This is a genomic window from Streptomyces sp. NPDC050619 (assembly GCF_040654815.1).
Lineage (GTDB): Bacteria > Actinomycetota > Actinomycetes > Streptomycetales > Streptomycetaceae > Streptomyces.
On record NZ_JBFAIR010000040.1, the window covers coordinates 35,364 to 56,812 of the forward strand.

General features: G+C 70.7%; 13 protein-coding genes, 3 pseudogenes and 2 CRISPR repeat arrays (1 of these 18 only partly in view). Of the genes and pseudogenes, 3 read left to right on the forward strand and 13 right to left on the reverse strand.

Features of this window, described 5'->3' with window-relative positions; all coding sequences use genetic code 11:
• Positions 1-1,522: direct repeats of the CRISPR family, unit length 29 nt; unit sequence CGGATCACCCCCGCGTCGGCGGGGAGCAC; it begins 1,011 nt to the left of the window's first position.
• A gap of 17 nt (positions 1,523-1,539) precedes the next feature.
• The 10 genes and pseudogenes from cas2e to AB0I77_RS43430 all read right to left on the reverse strand — a co-directional run bounded on the left by cas2e (position 1,540) and on the right by AB0I77_RS43430 (position 15,894).
• Positions 1,540-1,869 carry a type I-E CRISPR-associated endoribonuclease Cas2e gene (gene cas2e, locus AB0I77_RS43385; RefSeq protein ID WP_363288383.1) on the reverse strand — a complete coding sequence of 110 codons (330 nt, stop codon included), beginning with the start codon at positions 1,867-1,869 and terminating at the stop codon, positions 1,540-1,542.
• A gap of 1 nt (position 1,870) precedes the next feature.
• Complete coding sequence (gene cas1e / locus AB0I77_RS43390) at positions 1,871-2,800, reverse strand: type I-E CRISPR-associated endonuclease Cas1e (protein ID WP_363288440.1); 930 nt, start codon at positions 2,798-2,800, stop codon at positions 1,871-1,873.
• A gap of 56 nt (positions 2,801-2,856) precedes the next feature.
• Complete coding sequence (gene cas6e / locus AB0I77_RS43395; protein ID WP_363288384.1) at positions 2,857-3,507, reverse strand: type I-E CRISPR-associated protein Cas6/Cse3/CasE; 651 nt, start codon at positions 3,505-3,507, stop codon at positions 2,857-2,859.
• A complete protein-coding gene (cas5e, locus tag AB0I77_RS43400) occupies positions 3,504-4,274 on the reverse strand; it encodes a type I-E CRISPR-associated protein Cas5/CasD (RefSeq protein ID WP_363288385.1) in 771 nt (256 codons plus the stop codon). The genes cas6e and cas5e overlap by 4 nt, the downstream gene beginning before the upstream one ends.
• Entirely contained in the window at positions 4,271-5,401 is a 1,131-nt protein-coding gene (gene cas7e, locus AB0I77_RS43405; RefSeq protein WP_363288386.1) for a type I-E CRISPR-associated protein Cas7/Cse4/CasC, read from the reverse strand. Before cas7e ends, cas5e begins: the two co-directional genes overlap by 4 nt.
• Positions 5,398-6,063, reverse strand: a complete 666-nt coding sequence (casB, locus tag AB0I77_RS43410) for a type I-E CRISPR-associated protein Cse2/CasB (RefSeq protein WP_363288387.1) — start codon at positions 6,061-6,063, stop codon at positions 5,398-5,400. The genes cas7e and casB overlap by 4 nt, the downstream gene beginning before the upstream one ends.
• A 31-nt stretch (positions 6,064-6,094) precedes the next feature.
• The gene (gene casA, locus AB0I77_RS43415) at positions 6,095-7,678 is read right to left on the reverse strand and encodes a type I-E CRISPR-associated protein Cse1/CasA (RefSeq protein WP_363288388.1); all 1,584 of its coding nucleotides are present in this window, start codon (positions 7,676-7,678) and stop codon (positions 6,095-6,097) included.
• 244 nt (positions 7,679-7,922) lie between these two features.
• Complete coding sequence (gene cas3 / locus AB0I77_RS43420) at positions 7,923-10,796, reverse strand: CRISPR-associated helicase Cas3' (RefSeq protein WP_363288389.1); 2,874 nt, start codon at positions 10,794-10,796, stop codon at positions 7,923-7,925.
• Positions 10,797-10,974: 178 nt separating this feature from the next.
• Positions 10,975-12,588: direct repeats of the CRISPR family, unit length 29 nt; unit sequence GTGGTCCCCGCCGACGCGGGGGTGTTCCG.
• 286 nt (positions 12,589-12,874) lie between these two features.
• Positions 12,875-13,003: pseudogene (locus AB0I77_RS43425) on the reverse strand (transporter); the annotation flags it as partial.
• 731 nt (positions 13,004-13,734) lie between these two features.
• Positions 13,735-15,894, reverse strand: a complete 2,160-nt coding sequence (locus AB0I77_RS43430) for a RecQ family ATP-dependent DNA helicase (RefSeq protein ID WP_363288441.1) — start codon at positions 15,892-15,894, stop codon at positions 13,735-13,737.
• A 236-nt stretch (positions 15,895-16,130) separates the two neighbouring features.
• Here AB0I77_RS43430 and AB0I77_RS43435 point away from each other — a divergent pair, with 236 nt between their 5' ends.
• The gene (locus AB0I77_RS43435; RefSeq protein WP_363288390.1) at positions 16,131-17,876 is read left to right on the forward strand and encodes a helicase-related protein; all 1,746 of its coding nucleotides are present in this window, start codon (positions 16,131-16,133) and stop codon (positions 17,874-17,876) included.
• Positions 17,877-18,155: 279 nt separating this feature from the next.
• Entirely contained in the window at positions 18,156-18,791 is a 636-nt protein-coding gene (locus AB0I77_RS43440) for a hypothetical protein (RefSeq protein ID WP_363288391.1), read from the forward strand.
• A 395-nt stretch (positions 18,792-19,186) separates the two neighbouring features.
• On the opposite strand, the gene AB0I77_RS43445 is transcribed toward AB0I77_RS43440, so the two are convergent.
• The 3 genes and pseudogenes from AB0I77_RS43445 to AB0I77_RS43455 all read right to left on the reverse strand — a co-directional run.
• Complete coding sequence (locus tag AB0I77_RS43445; RefSeq protein WP_363288392.1) at positions 19,187-19,825, reverse strand: hypothetical protein; 639 nt, start codon at positions 19,823-19,825, stop codon at positions 19,187-19,189.
• Positions 19,826-19,893: 68 nt separating this feature from the next.
• Positions 19,894-20,595: a ribonuclease HII gene (locus AB0I77_RS43450; RefSeq protein WP_363288393.1), complete on the reverse strand. Its 702-nt coding sequence runs from the start codon at positions 20,593-20,595 to the stop codon at positions 19,894-19,896.
• Between the two features lie 82 nt (positions 20,596-20,677).
• Positions 20,678-21,025, reverse strand: a pseudogene (locus tag AB0I77_RS43455) (TetR-like C-terminal domain-containing protein); the annotation flags it as partial.
• 2 nt (positions 21,026-21,027) lie between these two features.
• Here AB0I77_RS43455 and AB0I77_RS43460 point away from each other — a divergent pair.
• Positions 21,028-21,227 (forward strand): annotated as a pseudogene (locus tag AB0I77_RS43460) (MFS transporter); the annotation flags it as partial.
• Positions 21,228-21,449 lie beyond the last annotated feature (222 nt).

Here is a 21,449-nt window from a genome sequence, read left to right on the forward strand (position 1 = left end):
ACCGCACGGCTCAGCGACGGATGTGAACGCGGATCACCCCCGCGTCGGCGGGGAGCACGCGCACGCAGCCGTGTTGACGGCGATGGTGGACGGATCACCCCCGCGTCGGCGGGGAGCACGCTACCAACCCCCGCCGGATCGCCTCGGACAGCGGATCACCCCCGCGTCGGCGGGGAGCACGCGGCCGTGGCTCCGTCGCTGGCTCGCTTGAGCGGATCACCCCCGCGTCGGCGGGGAGCACCCGGGCGGTGTTCTCCCGGATCTCGATGCCCTCGGATCACCCCCGCGTCGGCGGGGAGCACCCGGCCGGTGCCGCCTCCCCCTCGCCCCGCGGCGGATCACCCCCGCGTCGGCGGGGAGCACCACGGCCGCGCCCGGCCCGAGGTTCCGCCGGCCGGATCACCCCCGCGTCGGCGGGGAGCACCCCTTGTCGAGTCCGATCGGGCGTCCCGACCCCGGATCACCCCCGCGTCGGCGGGGAGCACTTGGTGGGCGACGTGGGAGAGCGCGCCGGTCGCGGATCACCCCCGCGTCGGCGGGGAGCACGGTAGTGCGGGTAGTGCGGGTAGTTCTTTTTACGGATCACCCCCGCGTCGGCGGGGAGCACGTTATGCCACTCGCCCCCAGGAACCTTGGAACCGGATCACCCCCGCGTCGGCGGGGAGCACGAAGCCGAGTTGGTCACGACCAGCACCCTCGACGGATCACCCCCGCGTCGGCGGGGAGCACCATCCACGACCTCGCGAAAGGAACCTCGTGGACGGATCACCCCCGCGTCGGCGGGGAGCACGCTCCTGGCGGTGGCTTCCGGTGGCGCCCTGGCGGATCACCCCCGCGTCGGCGGGGAGCACATCGGCGACGTCGTCGCCCGCGCCAGGGACGACGGATCACCCCCGCGTCGGCGGGGAGCACTACCGCCTCTACCACGGCAGCTCGCTGCTTTACGGATCACCCCCGCGTCGGCGGGGAGCACCAGCCCGGTTTCCCAGCGTCGGACGACGTCGGCGGATCACCCCCGCGTCGGCGGGGAGCACGACGGCGACGGCGGCCCGGAGCATGAGGATGACGGATCACCCCTGCGTCGGCGGGGAGCACTGCTGCGCACCACGCGGTAGCCACCACCCACCCGGATCACCCCCGCGTCGGCGGGGAGCACGAGCTTTCCCAAGCCAGTCCGGATCGACTTCACGGATCACCCCCGCGTCGGCGGGGAGCACACCGGCTCCCGGTCGAGGTCGCGGTGTTGGAGCGGATCACCCCCGCGTCGGCGGGGAGCACAGGGGGAAGAGGTCCTGGCGCTGCTCGAACCTCGGATCACCCCCGCGTCGGCGGGGAGCACCGTGGTCGACCTCGACGCCGCCGACGCGGTGGCGGATCACCCCCGCGTCGGCGGGGAGCACCGCAGCCAGACCGCCGTGGACCGGATGACCAACGGATCACCCCCGCGTCGGCGGGGAGCACAACAGCGGCACGCCCGCGATCTCGCAGGCCAGCGGATCACCCCCGCGTCGGCGGGGAGCACACTTCGCGACCTGCAGGTTATCCCAGGCTTTGCCGTCCATTTGCCGAGCTTGGGCCGGGCGGAGGCGCAGTCATCCGCATCAGCGTGAGTCCGTCGAAATACATGGGGACACGGCGGCGAGTACCAGCTGTATGGATCGCATAGCCCTGCTCGGTTGGCGCCGAGTGCACGAGGACGGCTGCGCCATCGCCGACGACTTCCGTGACTGCGTTCCAGAGTTGGTCGCGTACGCGGGCGGAGACGGTGCCGACGAAGATGCCGGGGACCACTTCGCTGGTCCACCGGCTGAGGGCGCCGCGGAGGTGGTCGGGGACGGCGGTGGTGGCGATGACGAGCATGGAGGGCATGTCAGCCTCCGTCGGGGGCGTAGTTCACCCCGGCGGGGAGGACTCCCGTCTTCGGGTCCCAGAGGTGGACCATGCGGACGTCCTGGCGCTCGGTGGGATCGTCGTCGGTGTCGGAGCCGGGGGTGAGGAGGGCTTGGATGTCGCGGATGACGCGGGGCAGGAGGCGGATGAGGCGGAGTTCCTCGCGGAGTTTTCGTCGGGCTTCTTGTTCGGGGTTGGCTGATTGGTGGAGGCAGAAGGCGGCTGGGAGGGTCGTGTCGGCCTTGTAGAGGTCGGCGATGTCGTAGACGAAGGCATGCTGTGTGCCGGTATGGACGAAGCCGAGGGCCGGTGAGCAGCCCAGGGCCAGGAGAGCAGCGTGGATGATGCCGTACAGGCAGGTATTCGCGGCGGACAGGGCGAGGTTGACGGGGTCTTGTTGGTGCCACTGGTCGGGGTGGTAGTTGCGGCGGAAGCGGCCGATGCCGTGCTTTTGGGCGTGGAGTTTGTAGAGGGCCTTCATGCGTTGGCCTTCCATGCCGCGCAGTTGGGCGAGGGTGGTTTCGTGGGGGACGGTGTCGTCGCCGAAGCGCATCTCGTACATGCGGGTGGCGACGTTCAGGCGCTGTTCTGGGTTGGCCCAGGCGGTCACTTGCTGTTCGAGCCAGTGGGTGGTGAGGGAGTCGGGCAGGACGCCTGCGTAGGTACGGACGCCGCCTGCACCCGTGCAGATGACGCTGGTTCCGTGGCGGGCGAGGGTGGCGAGGGCGCGGGTGGTGATGGACACGCCGGGGCCCAGGAGGAGGCAGGTGAGTGCGGCGGTGGGGATGTAGACGGTGTCGGTGCGGTGTTTGTCGACGTTGATCTGGGCGCAGACGCCGGTGTCGTCCTGGACGATGCGGACCATGTCGAGGTAGAGGAAGGACAGGGAGTCCGCGACGCGCGGGAGCATGGCGAGGGTGGGGGCGGCCAGGCGCTTGCGGGCCTGCCCGTCCCCGTGGGGTGTGCTCACGTGGTGGCTGCCGGGGCGAGGCTGATGAGGCCGGCGCCGTAGGACTTGGCGCGTCCGATCCCGGTGAGTACGGCGTGAGTGAGGGCGTCGGGGTCGGTGACGGTGGCGGTGCCGTCGTAGCGCACCAGGTGGTGGCGCATTTGCAGGGCGCCTTTGGCCGGGGAACGTACCGCGGCGGCGGGTGTGGGCAGCAGGGTGCGCAGGTCCAGTCCGGCTTCGGCTGCGCGGCTGGTCCACCAGTGGTCGGCGTCCGGGCCGGTGAGCGGGATGCGTTTGCCGCGCTGGCCCTTCTGTCCCAGGGGGAGGCGTTCGGTTTTGACCGGGTTGACGACGATGCGGTAGCGGACGGCGATGCCCTTTTTCAGGGCGTTGAACATTGGGGTGAGGTCCTTGACGTGGGTGTGGCCGTAGTCGTCGGGCAGGCGGGTGGGGTCGAGGGTGGTGGCCTGGACGAGGAGGGTGCTGGTGGTGTGCGTCTCGTCGAGGCGGTAGAGCAGTCCGGCTGTTTGGCGGGGGGAGGTGCCGAGGTGGTCGGGGACCAGGCGCATGAGGCTGCGGTGCATGTCGGTGGGGTCCCGCAGGTCGCGCTGGACGGCGCGGCTGTGGGGGTTGAGGCGGATGCGGGCGAGCGCCGTGCGGGGGCTCATGCGGCAACCTCCTTCGTGGCGTAGTCGATCAGTTGCCGGTGCAGGCTCTGCGGGCTGGCCGCCAGCTGGACGGGAAGGTGGTGCACCGTGCGGAACAGGCGGCGCCGGTCGTGGCTGCGGCCGTGCGGGGCGAAGCTGCGGGGAACGTCGTTGACGGTGAGGGAGTCGGTCCCGTCCGTCGCAGCGGGGGGGCGCTCCCACAGGAAGGTGACCGGGACGGTGCCGTTCGTCGGCATCGGGCGGGTGGGGTCTGGGCTGAGCGGCACGTGGTGCAGCAGTTCGGCGGCCGGGTCGGACGCGTGGGTGTGCAGCATGAGGGGCTCGTCGGGGACGCAGGAGCGCCGGCCCAGATACGGGGACCAGTACGGCTGGTGGAGGGCACCGGCGATGCCCTCGATGGTCTCGTCGGGGCCGGTGACGGCGACGACGAAGACGGCGTCGGCCAGATAGTGGCGGCGGGTGATGACGGCGGCGCCCTTGTTGCTGCCGCCGCTGGTGGCGGCGGTGTTGTCTTTGGGCTGGCCGCCGCCGACTGTGTGGTAGTCGACGAGCCGGGTGCCGGGCCGGTCGACGCGGACGGTGAACTCCAGTGCCCTATAGCGGTCCAGGCCGCTGGTGTCGTGGCGGGTGATGCCTTCGGCGGCGGCGAACATGCCGATGAGGGCGGAGCGGGTGGGGAAGGGGGCGGTGTCGCGGTCCGGGGTGAAGGCGGAGCGTTCCCCCCAGGACTGCAGGGGGCCGGCCAGCCGCAGCACGAGCCCGCTCATCCCTGCGTCCCGGCCACGGGCAGGGCCGCCTCCAGGGCGGTGTCGATCAGGTCGTAGAAGGAGTCGTGCGCCGCACCGAGCGCGGTCAGGTCCGTGGTGCCGTCGTCGACGGTGGCGTGGCCGTGGAAGGGCCGGTGCCGGTTGCCGGTGAGCCGGTTGAGATGGTGTGCGTAGGCGGCCAGGGCCGAGCGGGAGGCGGGAGCGAAGCCGCCGTCGCTGTCCTTGACCGGCGTTTCGAAGGCGGCGGCCAGGGAGAGCGGACGCTGGGCGCGCACGGCGAGGTAGGCGAGGTCGGGGACGGTGTGCGGGGCGGTGCTGTTCTTCTTCGCCTGCGGCAGCGAGAGCAGGAAGTGCTCGGCGAAGGAGCCCAGCACGGTACGGGCCGCCTTGTCGTCGCCGTCGAGGTTCTTGAGCAGGTCGGTGATGTTGACGGTGGCGTAGCGGTAGAAGACGCCGGCGCTGAACTCGCTGGTGTCCAGGTGGCCGCTGCCGGTGTCGGCTTCGCCGAGCCAGTCGTCGACGGCGGTGAAGTAGTCGCGCTGCGGCTCGGCGGCGTGGGTGGTGAAGGCGTGGGCGACCTGGGCGGCACCGTCGACATTGGCGCCGGGCAGTTCGGCGAGCATCCGGCCGAGCAGGCTGATGGAGGCGGTACGCCGCTTGAGGATCTCCTCGATGCGGTCGGCCGGCAGGATCTGTCCGGGCTTCTTCTTGGCCAGGTTCTGCTCCAGGGGCTCGCGGTGCTCGGCGCAGACGGCGACAAGTTCGTCCAGGCCGCTTTCCGGCAGGAACAGCAGCACCGAGGTGTGCCCCTCCTTCTCCGTGCCGATGCCCTTCTTCCCGGCGCTGACGGCGACCTGTTGCCCGGCGAAGGCGGCCAGGTCGGCGGGCCAGCCAGCCTGCTCCAGTGCCTGGCGGACCTTGAGGGGGACCAGGCGGGTACGGGCGGCCTTCTCGCCCAGGTCCTGCTCGACGCCGTGACGGATCACGCGTTTCCAGGACTGGCTGGAGACGCGGATGCGGGGGGTGTTGCCGTAGCGGACGGTCTTGGGTGAGCCGAGGTCGTCCCGGTTGAGGTTGGCGGCCGGAACCGACTGGGTGGCGCTCAGGTCCAGATACAGGGCGGTCATGAGTGGTTCTCCTCGTGCAGGTCGGGAATGTCGGCCGCCGGGATGGTGGCGTCCGTGTCGGGGGCGGTGGCGCCCTCGGGGGCGGCGGTGCGGAAGTAGCTCTCCAGCCAGCGGGTGGCGACGCGATCGCGGTCTCGGTCCCACCAGGTGAGGTCTTCCAGCAACACCGCCCAGTCCAGGGCGATACCGCCGCTCAACAGGTGCCGGGTCAGCGCGGGCAGCCGCTGGTGGAGGGCGTCGCTGCTCTGCCGGGCGAACAAGTGCAGGTCGCCTTCGGCCGAACCGGCCTTGATGACCTGGGCGTTGACCGCGGCGGCCAGGCTGGCGCCGAGGTTCGGCCGCGCATACCACCCAGGCGCCTCGGCAGAGGTGGCGCGTTGTGCGTCGGCGGTGCGGGCGGCGCGCGGGCGGGCGGCGATCAATGCGGCTACCGCGTAGTGGGCACGGCGCACGTCGCGGTGCGGGCGCTCGGGTAGCCAGCGTACGAGGTAGCGGTGCAGGTAGTTGCAGCGTTCCACGCGTTGGCCAAGGCCCGTGCGCAGGTCGGACTGGACCCCCTTGTTCTCGCACAGCGACAGGACGTACCCGACGAACGCGTCGGACGCCCGCGGGCGGGCAGCGGGCGGCGGCGCGGACGCCGGCGGCATGGCAGTAGCAGTCATCGGCGGATTCCTTGAACGATTGGGTGGTGGGTCAGGCGGCGGCGCGCAGGAGCACGCGCAGGTATGCGCGGGCGCGGGTGCGGGCGCGGGCCACCCGGATGTCGGCCCGGTTGGCCGCTCCGATGGCCTCATCGAGCGCTGTCAGCGCGGCCGTCACCAGCGTGGGCAGCGCCGGAGTGTCGCACCGGTCGGGGTGGGCCAGCTGCCAGAACTCCCGCTCGGCCACCGGCCAGTAGCGGCCCACAGCGGCCGCAGCCCACGGGCCGGGCTTGCGCCGGTCGAGTTTGACCGTGTCCGTCGCAGCGACGCTCGCGTCGGTGGCGAGTTTCCAGGCCAGGCGGGCAGCGTACTGAAGGCGCTCGCCCACCTCTTCGGCCACCTGGTGGCAGCGGGCCAGATGGCGGGCCATGCGCGGATCGATCTCTTCTTGCCAGTGCAGGATGGGCGGGGTGGTGGCCTCGAACCAGGTCGTGTCGGTCTGCTTGCCGTCCTGATGGAAGCCGTAGGCCCGCACCGACAAGCGCCGCCGCAGCCGGGGCGGCAGGCTGTTGAGGCTGTGCGGGCGCAGCGCGGGCTGGCTGCTGTCCATCAGCAGCAGCGCGTCCACGTCCCGCCACAGGGCGCGCGCTCCGTCCGCCTCGCGGACGTTGAGCTGGCCCTCCTTGCCGCGGTCGAGGATGACGTACGGGTCGCGCGCGGTGGGCTTGGGCTCGTGCGTGGACCAGGTGATGTAGGCGTCGACGGCCGCAGTGCGGTCCACGGACGGCACTAGCAGCACAGCGTGCCGAAACCGCCCGGTCAAAACGCGCCCCGGCCACGTCAGCTCCACCAGCGGGGCGAGTGGTTCCGCCAACTCCCCTGCCTCCCAAGGGCATTCATCCGGCACCTCGCCGTCCGCGCCACCGTCCGGTACCGGGACGGCCAGCACGAGCGTGGTGAACAGATCCGGAGCCCACGCGTGGTACGAGACCGCCTTGCGCAACGGGCCCGCATCCCCGCTGCCGGAGCGCACCTCGGTGATGCGGCGGGGGGTGCACTGTCCGGCGGGCCCGCAGTACAGCTGAGCGATCAGGTGCCAGGCGGCCTCGGCCGCCGGCACCGCCACCGGCTCACCATCCGTGAAGTGCCCGAACAGAACGGCCCCGTTGACCCCGGTGGGCCGCCCGAAGACCAGCTTGTTCACCCCCGACGGGTTCAGGCTGCCCTGCGCATCCAGGCACTCCGCCTCCAGCCGTGGCTCCTGCAGGAAGGGCCGCACCGAGTCGAACAGGTCGAAGCGTCCCGCAGGCACCTCCTCATCGAGGTACGCGTCCACCGCCTCGGGGTCGAACCGGCCGGCCGCAAGTACTTGGTCGCGCATCTCCAGCCAGGCAGTGATCTCCTCCGCCGCGTCCTCATCGTCCAGCAGCACCCCCTCGTCGTCGCGGGCGATACGCGCGGTCATCGCCGCGAGGATGCGCAGCAGCCCGGACGCGGCCGGCGGCACAGGTAATTCCAGGTCCACAATCTCGTGGGCCCGGTGGAACAACTCCCGCACCCCGCACCGGCTAGATGCGCCGTTCGCCCACCGGACCGGAATCCAGGGCTCGTCACGCAGGTCATACCCCTCGGCCATGCTCCCCTCCCCCTTTTTCCTTTTCTGTTCGTCTCGCCGCACGCGGGCACGCAAAGGCCCCCGCGCCTCACCCTCGTGGTGACGAGCGAAGCCGTGGGCACAGTGAAGCAGCCGGCACTGACAACGCCCGGCCCCCACCCATCAAGTCGAACTATCTTGCGAACAGCGGTAGTTGGAGAACCTGTCGGCGCGCCCCCATCGCCTCGTGGCTATGCGGGCACGTCGCCGATCCGGCGCCAGGGCATCACTGCCGCACCAGACCCAGCTCCGGATCCAGGTACAGGCTCTTGCCACCCACCGGCACCGGCCGCGCCAACCCGTCGGCACACGGCTGCCGCAGCATCACCAGGTCGCCGAGCAGCGGATGCTCCACCCACTCGTCCGGGACCCCGAAGTGGTCCAACGCCCCTTTGAACCAACTGGCGTTGACCGGGATGGTGCGCGCCATCACGACGCGTACGTCCGAGGGGGTGACAGGGCCGTCCAGCCCCGGCAGCGGGCGGGTGCCCTCCGCGTCCAGGGTGGTGGTGCCGTCGGTGTGGGCGTAGACGCACAGCAGGCGGACGGTGTCGGCGCCGAGCCGGGTCGCCGCTTCCCACTCCTCCTCCGCGCCCCGCAGATGATGCAGCGCGTCCAGGCCCGACACGCTGCGCGCCCGGGGGACGACGAGCACGTCCCCGACGCTGCGATCCGCCAGTTCCTTGCCCCGGTAGGCGGTGTAGGCCGCCGACTTCGCCGGATCGTCCCAGGCGAACCGGTCCACGCGGTCCCCATGCACCTCCTCGACCAGCTCCTGCACGTCCTCCGGAATCGCGATCGGCTCCGCCCCCCGCCGCGCGAGAACCTCGGAGGTGGCCTTCAACAGGAATTCGGCATACACCTCGCCCCACCGGCCCGGCACACCGCGGCCGCCGGCCAGCGGGTCCAGCACCACCAGCCGCGGGCTCTTCGCCCAGGTGGGCCGTGTACGGCCCTGCGGGCGCCCGCGCTCGGCCCACCAGGTCTCGTGCCGCCAGCAGCGGCCCGCCCGCTGCAACAGCAGCGCGAGGGGGGCCAGATCGCTGATGACCACGTCCGCATCCAGGTCGAGCGACTGCTCCACCACCTGGGTCGCCACCACAATCCGCCGCGCGGGCCGGGGCCCGGAGCGTCCCAGGCCGGCAGTCACGGTCAGCGTGCGCCGCTCACGCTCCTCACCCGGGAACCGGGCGTGCAGCAACTGCACCTCGCCACCGTCGCCGGCCTGCGAGCGCGCGGCCATGACCTTGCGCAGGCTGAGGTAGGTCTGCTGGGCCTCGGCAACGGTGTTGCACACCACCAGCGCGCAGCCTCCCTCGCCCTCGATCACCGGCTTCAGCAGCCGCTGGATCACCGCCAGCCGATTCGACCCGCCCCCGCCCTCACCGTGCACCACGGGCTCCATCTGCACCGACAGCCGCATCCGCCGCGCCACCGCCTGCTCCTTCTGCCGCGCCTCGGAGATCTGCGTACACGTCCCCTCAGCCGCATCGACATACAGCCAGCCCGGATACGGCGCCTTGAATGTGCGGCCCCTCAGCTCCGCCTTCGTCAACCGCTTCGCGCCCCTGAGGTATTCCTTGATCAACCGGTCGCTCACCGAGGCGGGCAGCGTGGCCGACAGCAACACCACCGGCACCCCGTACCAGCCCAGCCAGTTCAGCAACCGGCCCAACAGCACCTGCATATACGGGTCGTAGGCATGCGCCTCGTCCAGGATGAACGTCTTGCCGGACAACGCCAGCAGCCGCAGCGCGTTGTGCCGCACCGGCAGCACCGCCATCAGCGCCTGGTCCACCGTGCCGACCGCGAACTGGGCCAGCAACGGCCGTTTCGCACCGCGCAGCCAGCGCACCGGCCGCATGTCCAGCTCACGCCGCGCCGGCCCGTCCGCGCCGTCCTCCTCCCCCTCACACGTCAGCACCCGCCCACCGCCCGGCTCGTCCTCTGCGTAGGCGCTGTTGAGCCAGGCCATGCTGTGCGTCAAGGTGAGCCCGGCCAGCGACCCCGCCTGCCGGGCCACCACACCGGCCACTCGCCCATACATCTGGTCACTGGTCGCCATGGTCGGCAGCAAGAACGCAAACCCGCGGGTGCCGAACCGCTGAGACAGCACCCGCTCCGCCTCCAACGCGGTCTCACTCTTGCCGTCCCCGGGAGCCGCGGTCACCAGAAGGATTCCGCCCCGCCGGCCGTCACCGGCCGCCCCACTGCCCGAGCCGACGGCAGCGGCGAGTTCCTCCGCCACCGACTGCTGCAGCGGATTCGGCTCGCCCGTGATGCCGTACGCCTCCGCGAAATCCTTCCGCTCCAGTTCCACCGGCAGCAGGCCAGCCTCGCGCACCAGCCCCCCAGCATCCGCGCACGACCGCTCGAAGTGCTCCGTCAGGCTCGTGCTCAACTCCCGCTGCCGACCGCGCAGATACTCCTCCTGGCTGACCAACCAGTCCGCCAGAATCACCACACCGGTCACCAACACCGCCGCCGGCGCTTCCATCCGATCCGGCGGCACCGGCGCGCCCAGCGCCTCGAACACAACGCCGGCGTGAGCCTCCCGCTGCCTGGCCCAGGCCGGACCCCCCAGCAGATCCATGTTCACCGGGTGAAGGCCCGTGCACTCATGGAACCGACCATGGTGACCACCAATGATCTCCGCGACCCTGCGCACGACCCCCTTGGCAGAGCCATCGTCCTCCCGGAATCCCAAGGCGGCCAGAACCACGGGAGCGGCGTGCATCCCCGCCACCCCGTGCGGCATCCACTCCACGCCGATGCGCCCACGGTCCCCGCGCAGCGCATCACTCAACCGCTCACGGGCACGGACATCGCACAGCTGAAAGCCCGACAGCTTCCCCACATCGTGAAGCCCCGCACACAAGGCCGTCACCGCCCGCGCCCGGGCGGGATCGCCTTCCACCCCCAAACCCGCGGCGATGCAATGCCGCTGGCTCTCCGATAGGTACCGATCCCACAAGAACAGCGCCATGGCCGCAGCATCCAGCAGATGCCGCACAAGCGGATACGGCGGAAGCGCCGGATCCAGCCCCCGCGCCTTCCCCCACGCCGACTCATCCACCGCCGCAAACCGTCCACGCCGCATTGCCCGCCTCCCCCTCCATCAACTCCCCCGGAATGCCTGAGGACTCAACCACACGCCACTGACACCCCCGAGACGCAACTGGGTACAGTCTTCCGGTGAGACCTCAACGCACCACACCGGCACAGACGACCTTGGTAAAGAGACAGCAAAGCAGCCGCTGATTGCAAGGTCAGGAAGTGTGGTCCCCGCCGACGCGGGGGTGTTCCGGCGACCGCGCGGGCGTGACCGGTCAGCTGCAGGTGGTCCCCGCCGACGCGGGGGTGTTCCGAGGGAGCGCCTGGTTGTCCGCCGTCGCCAGAGGTGGTCCCCGCCGACGCGGGGGTGTTCCGATTTCCCGTGAGGCGGGCGTTTATCTCCCGGCGTGGTCCCCGCCGACGCGGGGGTGTTCCGACCCCTTCGAGCTTCGCGGCCGACGTGGCTGTGTGGTCCCCGCCGACGCGGGGGTGTTCCGCCGTTGCCCGGCGTCGTCGCGTGGCTGCGGTGGTGGTCCCCGCCGACGCGGGGGTGTTCCGTCGTACCGTCCCGGCGCGGCGTCGGAGAACGCGTGGTCCCCGCCGACGCGGGGGTGTTCCGTGACCGACGTCCCCGTCCCGGACGTGGTGCTCGTGGTCCCCGCCGACGCGGGGGTGTTCCGGTCGAGGCGAACCGCGTCACCGTGCCGTACGAGTGGTCCCCGCCGACGCGGGGGTGTTCCGCGCGGCTGGTGACCGCTCGGTGTTCTCCATGCGTGGTCCCCGCCGACGCGGGGGTGTTCCGTTGAGCGCGCTCTTCGTCGGTCGGGATTCGAGGTGGTCCCCGCCGACGCGGGGGTGTTCCGTCACTGCCCACCCCGCAGTTCACGAAGATGGGGTGGTCCCCGCCGACGCGGGGGTGTTCCGCTGGACGCGTCCGGCGCCGTGGTCCTGGACCGGTGGTCCCCGCCGACGCGGGGGTGTTCCGCTGGACGCGTCCGGCGCCGTGGTCCTGGACCGGTGGTCCCCGCCGACGCGGGGGTGTTCCGCTGGACGCGTCCGGCGCCGTGGTCCTGGACCGGTGGTCCCCGCCGACGCGGGGGTGTTCCGCCGAAGTCGAATTCCACGATGGGGGCCCTTTCGTGGTCCCCGCCGACGCGGGGGTGTTCCGGCGTCGCTCATCGAGTTGACGAAGACGCGCTTGTGGTCCCCGCCGACGCGGGGGTGTTCCGTTGAACTGTGCGACGGGCCCGTCGATCTGCTGGTGGTCCCCACCGACGCGGGGGTGTTCCGGAGCCGGACAGCACTTCAGGCGCCATGTAGGCGTGGTCCCCGCCGACGCGGGGGTGTTCCGATCAGGAAGCAGGTCGCGAGGGCGGGCATCGTGTGGTCCCCGCCGACGCGGGGGTGTTCCGGTCTCTCGGGGCCCGCGAGTTCAGCACTGCTCGTGGTCCCCGCCGACGCGGGGGTGTTCCGAAGTAGATCCGGCCAGCGCGCGAGATCCGGTCGTGGTCCCCGCCGACGCGGGGGTGTTCCGGGAGATCACCCATGCCCGATTCCCAGCCCACCGTGGTCCCGCCGACGCGGGGGTGTTCCGGCGAGGGGCGTCGTGTCATCAGGGTCCCACTCGTGGTCCCCGCCGACGCGGGGGTGTTCCGATGTCCGCGCTCTGGCGCTGGTCACCCATGTTGTGGTCCCCGCCGACGCGGGGGTGTTCCCAAGGGCGAACCCTCGTCCGCCGTGGTGGCCGCGTGGTCCCCGCCGACGCGGGGGTGTTCCGAAGCAGCGCGCGAAGAACCGCTCGCGCCGTACGTGGTCCCCCGCCGACGCGGGGGTGTTTCCCAGTCAATGACTGTAAGCGCGTCGTTATCGGGAAGGTCCCCACCGACGCCGGGAGGGACTGCCCTCCCACGTCCGCTGATAGCAAGCCGGGATGCGGGCAATGGGCCGCCACGATGGCGCCACATGGCGGGCAACATAGCCCGGGATCGCCGGTTAGCCAAACCGGCAAGACCGCGCATCATTGATAGTCCACCGCCACTACCTGCCCCGCCCGTCGGAAGGCACCGTCACGACGTCTCTGTCGCTCCCCCAAAAAAACGCCAATGGCCAAGGTGCGCTTGCGTTTCAGGCCACCGCGTAGCTAACCCGGAACACCTCCAGGGCTCTCTCCACGTCACGCTCGGTGCGAAGCTGCAACTCCAAATCGCCCGTCCAGTGGTGGCCCAGCCCTGTCACGCCCCTGGGGAAGCCGGGGTCTCGTCCAGTCCCAGCGAGTCGATCCCCCGCCGTCAAAGCAGGCGATGACGTACTCGCTCGCAAGGAACCGCACTCCCAGTATCGTCTCCATGTGCGCCTCGACGAGGCTCTGCATCTCTGCCTCGACATCAGCAAGACGCGAGACCTCGGTCACGCCGCTACTAGAGATCGAGAACGCCATGGAGGGGCACGATTGTTTCCGCGAGGGACTGCGGGCGTGGGAAGGTGATGTGAGAGGCCCCGGAGCCAATGCGAACGCACCGCGTCCCACAAACCTCAGACACCACCTCATCCCACATAGGTCCCACAAAATCACTGACAGCGCGTCAGTAGTGAAAGAAGACGCAGGTCAGGGCACCTGCGAGGCGGATAGGCAAAGCGCCTTCTAAGCACTTGGCCGCAGGGCGCTACGGTCGAACCCGCAAAGCCGACGACGAGGATCGCGACCGACACTGGGTTCACTGCGATATCCAGACGCTCCGAATCGCCCATGAACACACCAACAATCCTGCTTCCCTGAAGGAGCGGCTACGGGAGGACCTCACGCGAACGCTATTCCCGCTCCCTTAATCTTCGCCTGTAGCCTCCTCGGCGCAGTGGCCAGTGTCGAAAATCCCGGAGCGGCCCGTCTGCTATTCCTCTTCGGCCCAGAACTGCCACTCCTCGATCTCGACGGTGGCGTCACCACGCAGCCAGCGTTGGTCTGTGCTGGGGTCAGCGGGGGTTCTCTACCCGGCCAGAGCAAGGACCAGCGGGAGCACCTGGTCGGCACCGGCCTGACGCAGGAGGCGTGCGCCTACGGCGAGGGTCCAGCCGGAGTCGGTGTAGTCGTCAACGAGCAGGACCGGGCCGGGGATGCCGGCCAGTGCGGCGGCGAGTTCGTCGGGCACGGTGAACGAGGCGGCCAGGGCGCGCAGCCGCTGGGCGGAGTTGCTGCGGTGCGCCGCATACTCATCCGCCTGCGGGGCGTAGACCAGGCTGCCCAGCAGCGGGATCCTGCCCACCCTGGCCACGCCCTCAGCCAGTGAGCGGACCAGCTGCGGGCGGGTACGGGAGGGCATGGCGACGATCCCCACCGGCCGCGCCACCGCGTCAGGGGCGCCGCTGGCCCAGCCTCCCGGCGAGCGGGCCCAGTCGGCCAGCACCGTCACGACGGCGGCCAGCACGTCCTCCGGGACCGTTCCGTCCGGCGCCTGCGCCGCTAGGAGGGGGCGCAGGCGGTTGCCCCAGCCGATGTCCGACAGTCTACCCAGGGCGCGCCCGGTGACCGCCTGCTGGCCCACCGGGATACGGCCCTTGAGGTCCATGCCGACCGCGGCGAGCCCGGTCGGCCACATCTTGCGAGGCTCAACCTCGACCCCCGGACGGTCCAGCTCGCCCGTCGCTGCCGCAAGAGCACCGGAAGAGACGGCCGGATCGAGCCAGGGCCCGGCGCAGGAGTCGCACCGACCGCACGGGACCGCCTGCTCGTCGTCCAACTGCCGCTGCAAGAACTCCATCCGGCACCCCGTGGCCGCCACATAGTCCCGCATGGCCTGCTGCTCGGCGGCCCGCTGCTTCGCGACCCAGGCGTACCGCTCCGCGTCGTACGCCCACGGCTGCCCTGTCGCGGTCCAGCCTCCCTTCACACGCTTGACCGCACCGTCCACGTCCAGGACCTTCAGCATCGTCTCCAGGCGCGAGCGCCGAAGATCCACCAACGGCTCCAGCGCCGGCAGAGACAACGGCCTGCCCGCCTCCCCCAGTACCGCCAGGGTGCGCCGGACCTGCTCCTCGGGCGGGAAGCCCACCGATGCGAAGTACGCCCAGATCGCCTCGTCCTCGCGCCCCGGCAGCAGCAGCACATCCGCATGGTCCACACCACGCCCCGCACGCCCCACCTGCTGGTAGTACGCAATCGGCGACGAGGGCGACCCCAGATGCACCACAAACCCCAGGTCCGGCTTGTCAAAACCCATCCCCAGCGCCGAGGTCGCCACCAGCGCCTTCACCCGGTTCGCCAGCAGATCCTCCTCCGCCTGCAACCGGTCAGCGTTCTCCGTCTTCCCCGTATAGGAAGCCACCGGATACCCGCGCTGCCGCAGGAACGCCGCGACCTCCTCCGCCGCCGCCACCGTCAGCGTGTAGATGATCCCCGAACCCGGTAGATCCCCCAGCCGCTCCCCCAGCCACGCCAGCCGGTGCGCCGCATCCGGCAACTCCAGCACGCCCAACCGCAAACTCTCCCGGTCCAGCGGCCCCCGCAGCACCAGAGCATCCCCGCCCCCCGTGCCCAGCTGCTCGGCCACATCCGCGGTTACCCGCGCGTTCGCCGTCGCCGTCGTAGCCAGCACCGGCACGCCCTCCGGCAGCTCCGCCAGCATCGTGCGCAGCCGGCGGTAATCGGGCCGGAAGTCGTGGCCCCAGTCGGAAATACAGTGCGCCTCATCGACCACCAGCAGACCGGTCGTGGCCGCGAGCTTGGGCAGCACCTGATCGCGGAAATCCACGGAGTTGAGGCGTTCAGGGCTGACGAGGAGAACGTCGGTCTCACCGCGCTCGACCTCCCCGTAGATGGTGTCCCACTCCTCCGGATTGGCCGAGTTGATCGTCCGCGCCTGGATGCCGGCCCGCGCCGCCGCCTCGACCTGGTTACGCATCAGCGCCAGCAGCGGCGAAATGATCACCGTGGGGCCCGAGCCACGCCGACGCAGCAGGGCCGTCGCGACGAAGTACACCGCCGACTTACCCCAGCCAGTGCGCTGCACCACCAGCGCCCGCCGGCGCTCCTCCACCAGGGCGGCCACCGCCTGCCACTGGTCCTCCCGTAGCCGGGCCGAACCCCCGGGGTCACCGACGAGCTCAGCGAGGATGGTGTCGGCTTCAGTGCGGAGCTCCAGGTTGTCCATGTGCCCATGCAACCCGATGCCGCTGACAATCGGCGAATCCATCCAGCGTGACCATGCAGTCACGAAAGGTTAGACCACCATGCGTGGACCGAGGACGACCAGGCCCGAGCGCTCATCCACCGCCACTCCCAATCAGAGCGTTTACACAGGTCAGGGCTCCAAGTCCACCTGGAATTTGAACGCCTTCCCAGTTCTGTAGCCCCGAGCGCCTCAACAACCCGGACTTCCGCGACAACGTGCTGCCCGAGCTGTCCGCCGCCACCGGACTTCTCGTCGTCGACGAGGCCCATTGCATCTCCGACTGGGGCCACGACTTCCGGCCCGACTACCGGCGACTGCGCACCATGCTCGGCGAACTCCCGCCGGGCGTTCCGGTACTCGCCACCACGGCCACCGCCAACGCACGGGTCACCGCGGACGTCGCCGAGCAACTGGGCACGGGGTCCGGCTCCGACGCGTTGGTCCTGCGCGGACCGTTGGACCGAGAGAGCCTGAGCCTGGGCGTGGTCCAGCTGCCGGACGCTGCCCACCGGCTGGCGTGGCTCGCCGATCACCTGGCCGACCTGCCGGGATCCGGGATCATCTACACCCTCACCGTGGCCGCCGCCGAGGAAGTCACCGCCTTCCTGCGACAGTGCGGGCACACCGTCTCCTCGTACACGGGGAAGACGGAGAACGCCGAGCGCCAGCTGGCCGAAGAAGCCCTGATCGCGAACCAGGTCAAGGCCTTGGTGGCCACCTCCGCGCTCGGCATGGGGTTCGACAAGCCCGACCTGGGCTTCGTCGTCCACCTCGGCTCGCCCTCCTCTCCCATCGCCTACTACCAGCAGGTCGGCCGCGCCGGACGTGGCGTCGAACATGCCGAGGTGCTGCTCCTGCCCGGGCGCGAGGACGAAGCGATCTGGGCCTACTTCGCCTCCGTGGCGTTTCCGCCCGAGGAGGCCGTTCGTCGCACGATCGACGTCCTCGCGCGCGCGGACCGGCCGCTGTCGCTACCCGCCCTCGAACCGCTCGTGGAGCTGAACCGCACACGTCTGGAGACCATGCTCAAGGTCCTCGACGTGGACGGCGCCGTCCACCGCGTCAAGGGCGGCTGGGTCGCCACCGGTGCCCCTTGGTCGTACGACACCGAGCGCTACGCATGGGTCGCCAAGCAGCGCGCCACCGAGCAGCAGGCCATGCGCGACTACGCCACCACGACCGGCTGCCGTATGGAGTTCCTGCGGCAGCAACTCGACGACGAGGAAGCGGCTTCCTGCGGCCGCTGCGACAACTGCGCCGGCCCTCGTTTCACGGCCGAGGTCTCCCCGGCTGCCCTGGACACCGCCGGCGGCTCGCTCGCCCGCGCCGGTGTCATGGTGGATCCTCGCAAGATGTGGCCGACCGGGCTCCCGGCCATCGGCGTCAACCTCAAGGGCCGGATCCCGCCCGGTGAACAGGCCACGCCGGGCCGGGCGCTCGGCAGACTCTCCGACATCGGCTGGGGCAATCGTCTCCGCCCCCTGCTCGCACCCCACGCACCGGACGCCCCGGCCCCCGACGACGTGGTGAACGCCGTCGTGACCGTACTGGCCGACTGGGCCAAGGCGCCGGACGGCTGGGCGTCGGGCGCGCCGGACGCCCCGCCCCGTCCCGCCGGGGTGGTGACCATGCCCTCGCGCACCCGACCTCAGCTGATCCACTCGCTCGGCACCAGAATCTCCGCGATCGGCCGCCTTCCGATGCTGGGATCACTGGCGTACTCGAACGACGCGGCGGATCTCTCCCTGCCCCGCTCCAACAGCGCCCAACGCCTCCGAGCCCTGAGCGGGGCGCTCACCGTCCCCCCACCGCTGCAAGCGGCTCTCCATGCCGCGGACGGTCCGGTGCTCCTCGTCGACGACATGACCGAGACGGGCTGGTCCATCGCCGTCGCCGCCCGCCTGCTCCTACGGTCCGGCGCACGGGGGGTGTTGCCGCTGGTCCTGGCCGTACGCGGGTGAACCTGCGCCCTTGGGGCAGCCCCTCGGCGGCGTACGAATGTGCCGTGCCCGAACGTCCCGTGCGTCGCACCTCAGCCCCCTGGGTAGGGATATAAGACGCAAACTGTTGAATAAGGTTCGGCGGGCTCAATTGCTCGTTGCCGCAACCAAGTTCGACAGGAAGAATTGAGGTCTGCTCCCCGCACGGCGCGCCCGTGATCCGGTATGGATCTGCTGCGGCGCGCGCTCCCCCGAATCCGACCCCGCCCGCAGTGCGGGCGCGTAGCCGAAGGGAGGACCGTGACCTTCGGATTCGCTCCGTCCGCCGCGGCGTCGACGTCGTCGTCCGCCAATCTGTCCACCGCATCCACCAACCCCCTGGCCCGCATACTCGAACCCGCTGAGTGGGCCGCCGCCGGAATCCCTCTGCTGCGCAACCCCCGCGAGGTCGTCAGCGGGCTGCACACACGGCATCGCCCCAAACCGGCGACCGCGATCATCGCGGTCCTCGACCCCGACGAGCGGCTGCGGGCGAGCGCCTCGTTCACCCGCCACGCCGGACCTGCGGACGGCTGGATGTTCCGCAACGTGCTGCTCGCCCAGCTGCGCCGGGTGATCCCGCACGACCTGCGGCGCCGCACACCGGTGCGTACCGCCGTGCTGCTCTACTGCCGTGAGGGGGACGCGCGTTGGACGGAGGAGGACGGCGCGTGGATGTGGGGCCTGCGTGACGCCTGCACCCTGCATGGGCTGCGCTGCGGGGCATACATCACCTTGACCCGCGACGGCTGGCAGGTCCTCGGCGAGGGACGGGGCGGCCGCCGTCCGAACATGAACTCCGCTCCGGAACCGTTCGGCACCTCCGAGGCACCGCCCCTGTTGCCACGCACCGGTGGCGCCGCCTCGGAGGTTCTGAGCCGCGCTGCGGCCCGCTGACACGACGGGCCGTCGCAGGCGATCGCGGGCCCCTGGCCGTCCCTCTACGACGTCCGGGCTACAGGCCGCCCACATCGGCGTCCTACGACGGCTCGGACCACCGATACGACCGATACGCAGGCCGGCCCGCCCGCACGACAGGCAGGACTGGCACGACCACGACGCGCGCCGGGCTCTACGTACAATCGGCCCCGCGCTTCGCAGCGTGCCTCCCCGCTCGTCGGCCGACCGCGCTCTCGAACCGCCCCGGGCATGCGCACGCAGACCATGCCGGTCCTCCGCGCAGGCCGCAGCCTGGCCATGCGGATGTGCGCAGGCCGAAGCGTCCGCCGTGCAGGTACCGCCTCGACGGCACCTTTGTCACCCTCGGCGCCCCCGGACTTACCGGACGCGGCTCAGACAGCCGCGCCCAGCACCGAGTTGATCTGTAGCGGGTCGCCGCAGACGATCAGCAGGGCGCCGGCCCGGGCGTGGGCCAGCGGCAGGGCGTCGGCGGCAGCCGCGTCGGGACCGCCGTTGACGGCGACCACGACCACGGGACGAGACGCTGCGCGGGACGCCACGGCGGCGCCCGCGTAGAAGACATCGTCACCGGCATCGTGCTGCGCCCAGTAGGAGGCTTCTCCGAAGGACAGTTCGTGGGCGGCCCACGGATGCTGTTCGCCGGTGGTGATCACCAGCACGTCACCCGGGGCGCGACCCGATTCCAGCAACAGGTCGACAGCTTCTTCGGCAGCATCGAGCGCACCCTCGGCGGAGGCCGGGATCAGCTGGATCTGCGGGGCCGCCGCCGGAGCGGAGGCGACAGGGGCGGCCGGGCCCGACGGTTCGGGCTTGGCCACGGCCACGTCTCGCGGCGAACGTTGCGCCGGCGGCGCGGGCCGCAGCGGGCCGGGACGACCGGGGCGCGGCGGAGCCGCAGGGCGGGGGCCGGGTACGGGGCGGGGGGTCGGCGCGGTACGGCCGTTGGCCGGAGTGGCGCGGGGACCCTGGGCACTCTCGTGAATCTGAGGCTCCTCGGGAATGAGAGGCATGAGCTGATTTTTATCAAACGCTGGTACGGCTCGCGTCGGCGGGTGGCACATGGGTGCGAGCGGAATCGTCAGAAATCGAAGCCGAGCTGCCCCTCGATCTCCGGAACGCTTCCGTCCGCCCAGGTGCGGACCTTCTTGAGGTGCCGCCACTGGGGCAACGCATCAAGATACGCCCACGACAACCGGTGGTACGGGGTCGGTCCTCGCTCCTCCAGTGCGGCCTTGTGCACGGGCGACGGATACCCGGCGTTGGCCGCAAAGTCGAAGTCTGCATGGTCGATACCCAGTTCGGCCATCATTTTGTCGCGCTGAACCTTGGCGATCACGGAAGCCGCCGCGACGGCCACGCACGACTGATCACCCTTGATCACCGTGCGCACCTTCCAGGGCATTCCGAGATAGTCGTGCTTCCCGTCGAGGATCACCGCGTCGGGACGGACCGGCAGGGCCTCCAGGGCACGCACTGCCGCGAGGCGCAGCGCGGCCGTCATCCCCATCTGGTCGATCTCCTCCGGAGAGGCGTGCCCCAGGGCGTACGACGTCACCCACGTCAGCAGTACCTCGGCGAGTTGCGTGCGCCGTTTGACGGTGAGCAGCTTGGAGTCGGTGAGACCTTCGGGGGGCCGGCGCAATCCGGTGATCGCCGCGCAGACGGTGACGGGGCCGGCCCACGCGCCGCGCCCCACCTCGTCGACGCCGGCAACGACCTTCGCTCCGGTCGTGGCGCGGAGGGAGCGCTCGACGGTGTGAGTAGGCGGTTCGTACGGCATGGCGCCCTTAGCGTACGCCGCCCGGATCACCCTCCGACACCCCGGTTTCCCCTAACGGCGTCACCAGCGCCGCGGGGCTCACTCAACCACTGGTCGGCCGCAGCAACGGAAGCGTCAACTGGTCGATCATCTCTGCGAGATCCCCATCGCTCCATTCGCTCGCGCACACCTTGGAGCGGTACATCATCATGGTCGGGATGGCGTCGAACACATAGCCGTTGGCCGCATCGAGCCGCACCTCGTATCGCTCTATGCCACGGGTGATGATCTCGCGGAGCAGCCGGATGGTCGGCCCTACGACACCCTCGAAGATCACCCCATGAAAGCGTTCCACCTCCGTGGGGTCGCATTCGTGAATCATCGCGCGAAGCGCGAATCCGGGGCGCGAGAACATCGCGTCCCGCGCTCGTCGGCACAACTCGAGCAGATCGGGTGGCCGTCCGAGCAGGGGCGGCCGTCCAGCGCCGAGAGGGGCATCCCCGCATCGCGATCTCCGGCATCGCGGCTGCCAACTCATGGTGGTACTCGACTCGACGATTGTGGACATCACCTGGGCGATCAGCGCCTACAACCTCACCTTCGCCTCGCTGCCCGGCGGATTCGCCCAGGAGCCCTGGCAGTTGCTCACGGCCGCGTTGTGGGCTGCCCGCCGGCGGCGTGCTCACGGAGTGCTCGACGGCGGTGGGTGCTCTTCGTCAACGCGCGGATCGGGGTACTGGTCGCCGTGCTCACGCCTATCTGTACATCAGCGAGTCCGAGAAGCGCCCCGGCCGCTTCGACGGGTTTCGTCGCAGCCGCGGCGATGGCTGTACTCGCCCTGGTGACCGCCTGGTTGGTGATCAGGGTCCGCAAGA

Bases quoted from the DNA above. Each gene is read 5' to 3' on its own strand.
- AB0I77_RS43450 (WP_363288393.1), bottom strand. From the start codon at position 20,595: ATGCCGTACGAACCGCCTACTCACACCGTCGAGCGCTCCCTCCGCGCC.
- AB0I77_RS43445 (WP_363288392.1), bottom strand. From the start codon at position 19,825: ATGCCTCTCATTCCCGAGGAGCCTCAGATTCACGAGAGTGCCCAGGGT.
- casA (WP_363288388.1), bottom strand. From the start codon at position 7,678: ATGGCCGAGGGGTATGACCTGCGTGACGAGCCCTGGATTCCGGTCCGG.
- cas3 (WP_363288389.1), bottom strand. From the start codon at position 10,796: ATGCGGCGTGGACGGTTTGCGGCGGTGGATGAGTCGGCGTGGGGGAAG.
- cas7e (WP_363288386.1), bottom strand. From the start codon at position 5,401: ATGACCGCCCTGTATCTGGACCTGAGCGCCACCCAGTCGGTTCCGGCC.
- cas2e (WP_363288383.1), bottom strand. From the start codon at position 1,869: ATGCCCTCCATGCTCGTCATCGCCACCACCGCCGTCCCCGACCACCTC.
- casB (WP_363288387.1), bottom strand. From the start codon at position 6,063: ATGACTGCTACTGCCATGCCGCCGGCGTCCGCGCCGCCGCCCGCTGCC.
- cas5e (WP_363288385.1), bottom strand. From the start codon at position 4,274: ATGAGCGGGCTCGTGCTGCGGCTGGCCGGCCCCCTGCAGTCCTGGGGG.
- cas1e (WP_363288440.1), bottom strand. From the start codon at position 2,800: ATGCTCCCGCGCGTCGCGGACTCCCTGTCCTTCCTCTACCTCGACATG.
- cas6e (WP_363288384.1), bottom strand. From the start codon at position 3,507: ATGAGCCCCCGCACGGCGCTCGCCCGCATCCGCCTCAACCCCCACAGC.
- AB0I77_RS43430 (WP_363288441.1), bottom strand. From the start codon at position 15,894: ATGGACAACCTGGAGCTCCGCACTGAAGCCGACACCATCCTCGCTGAG.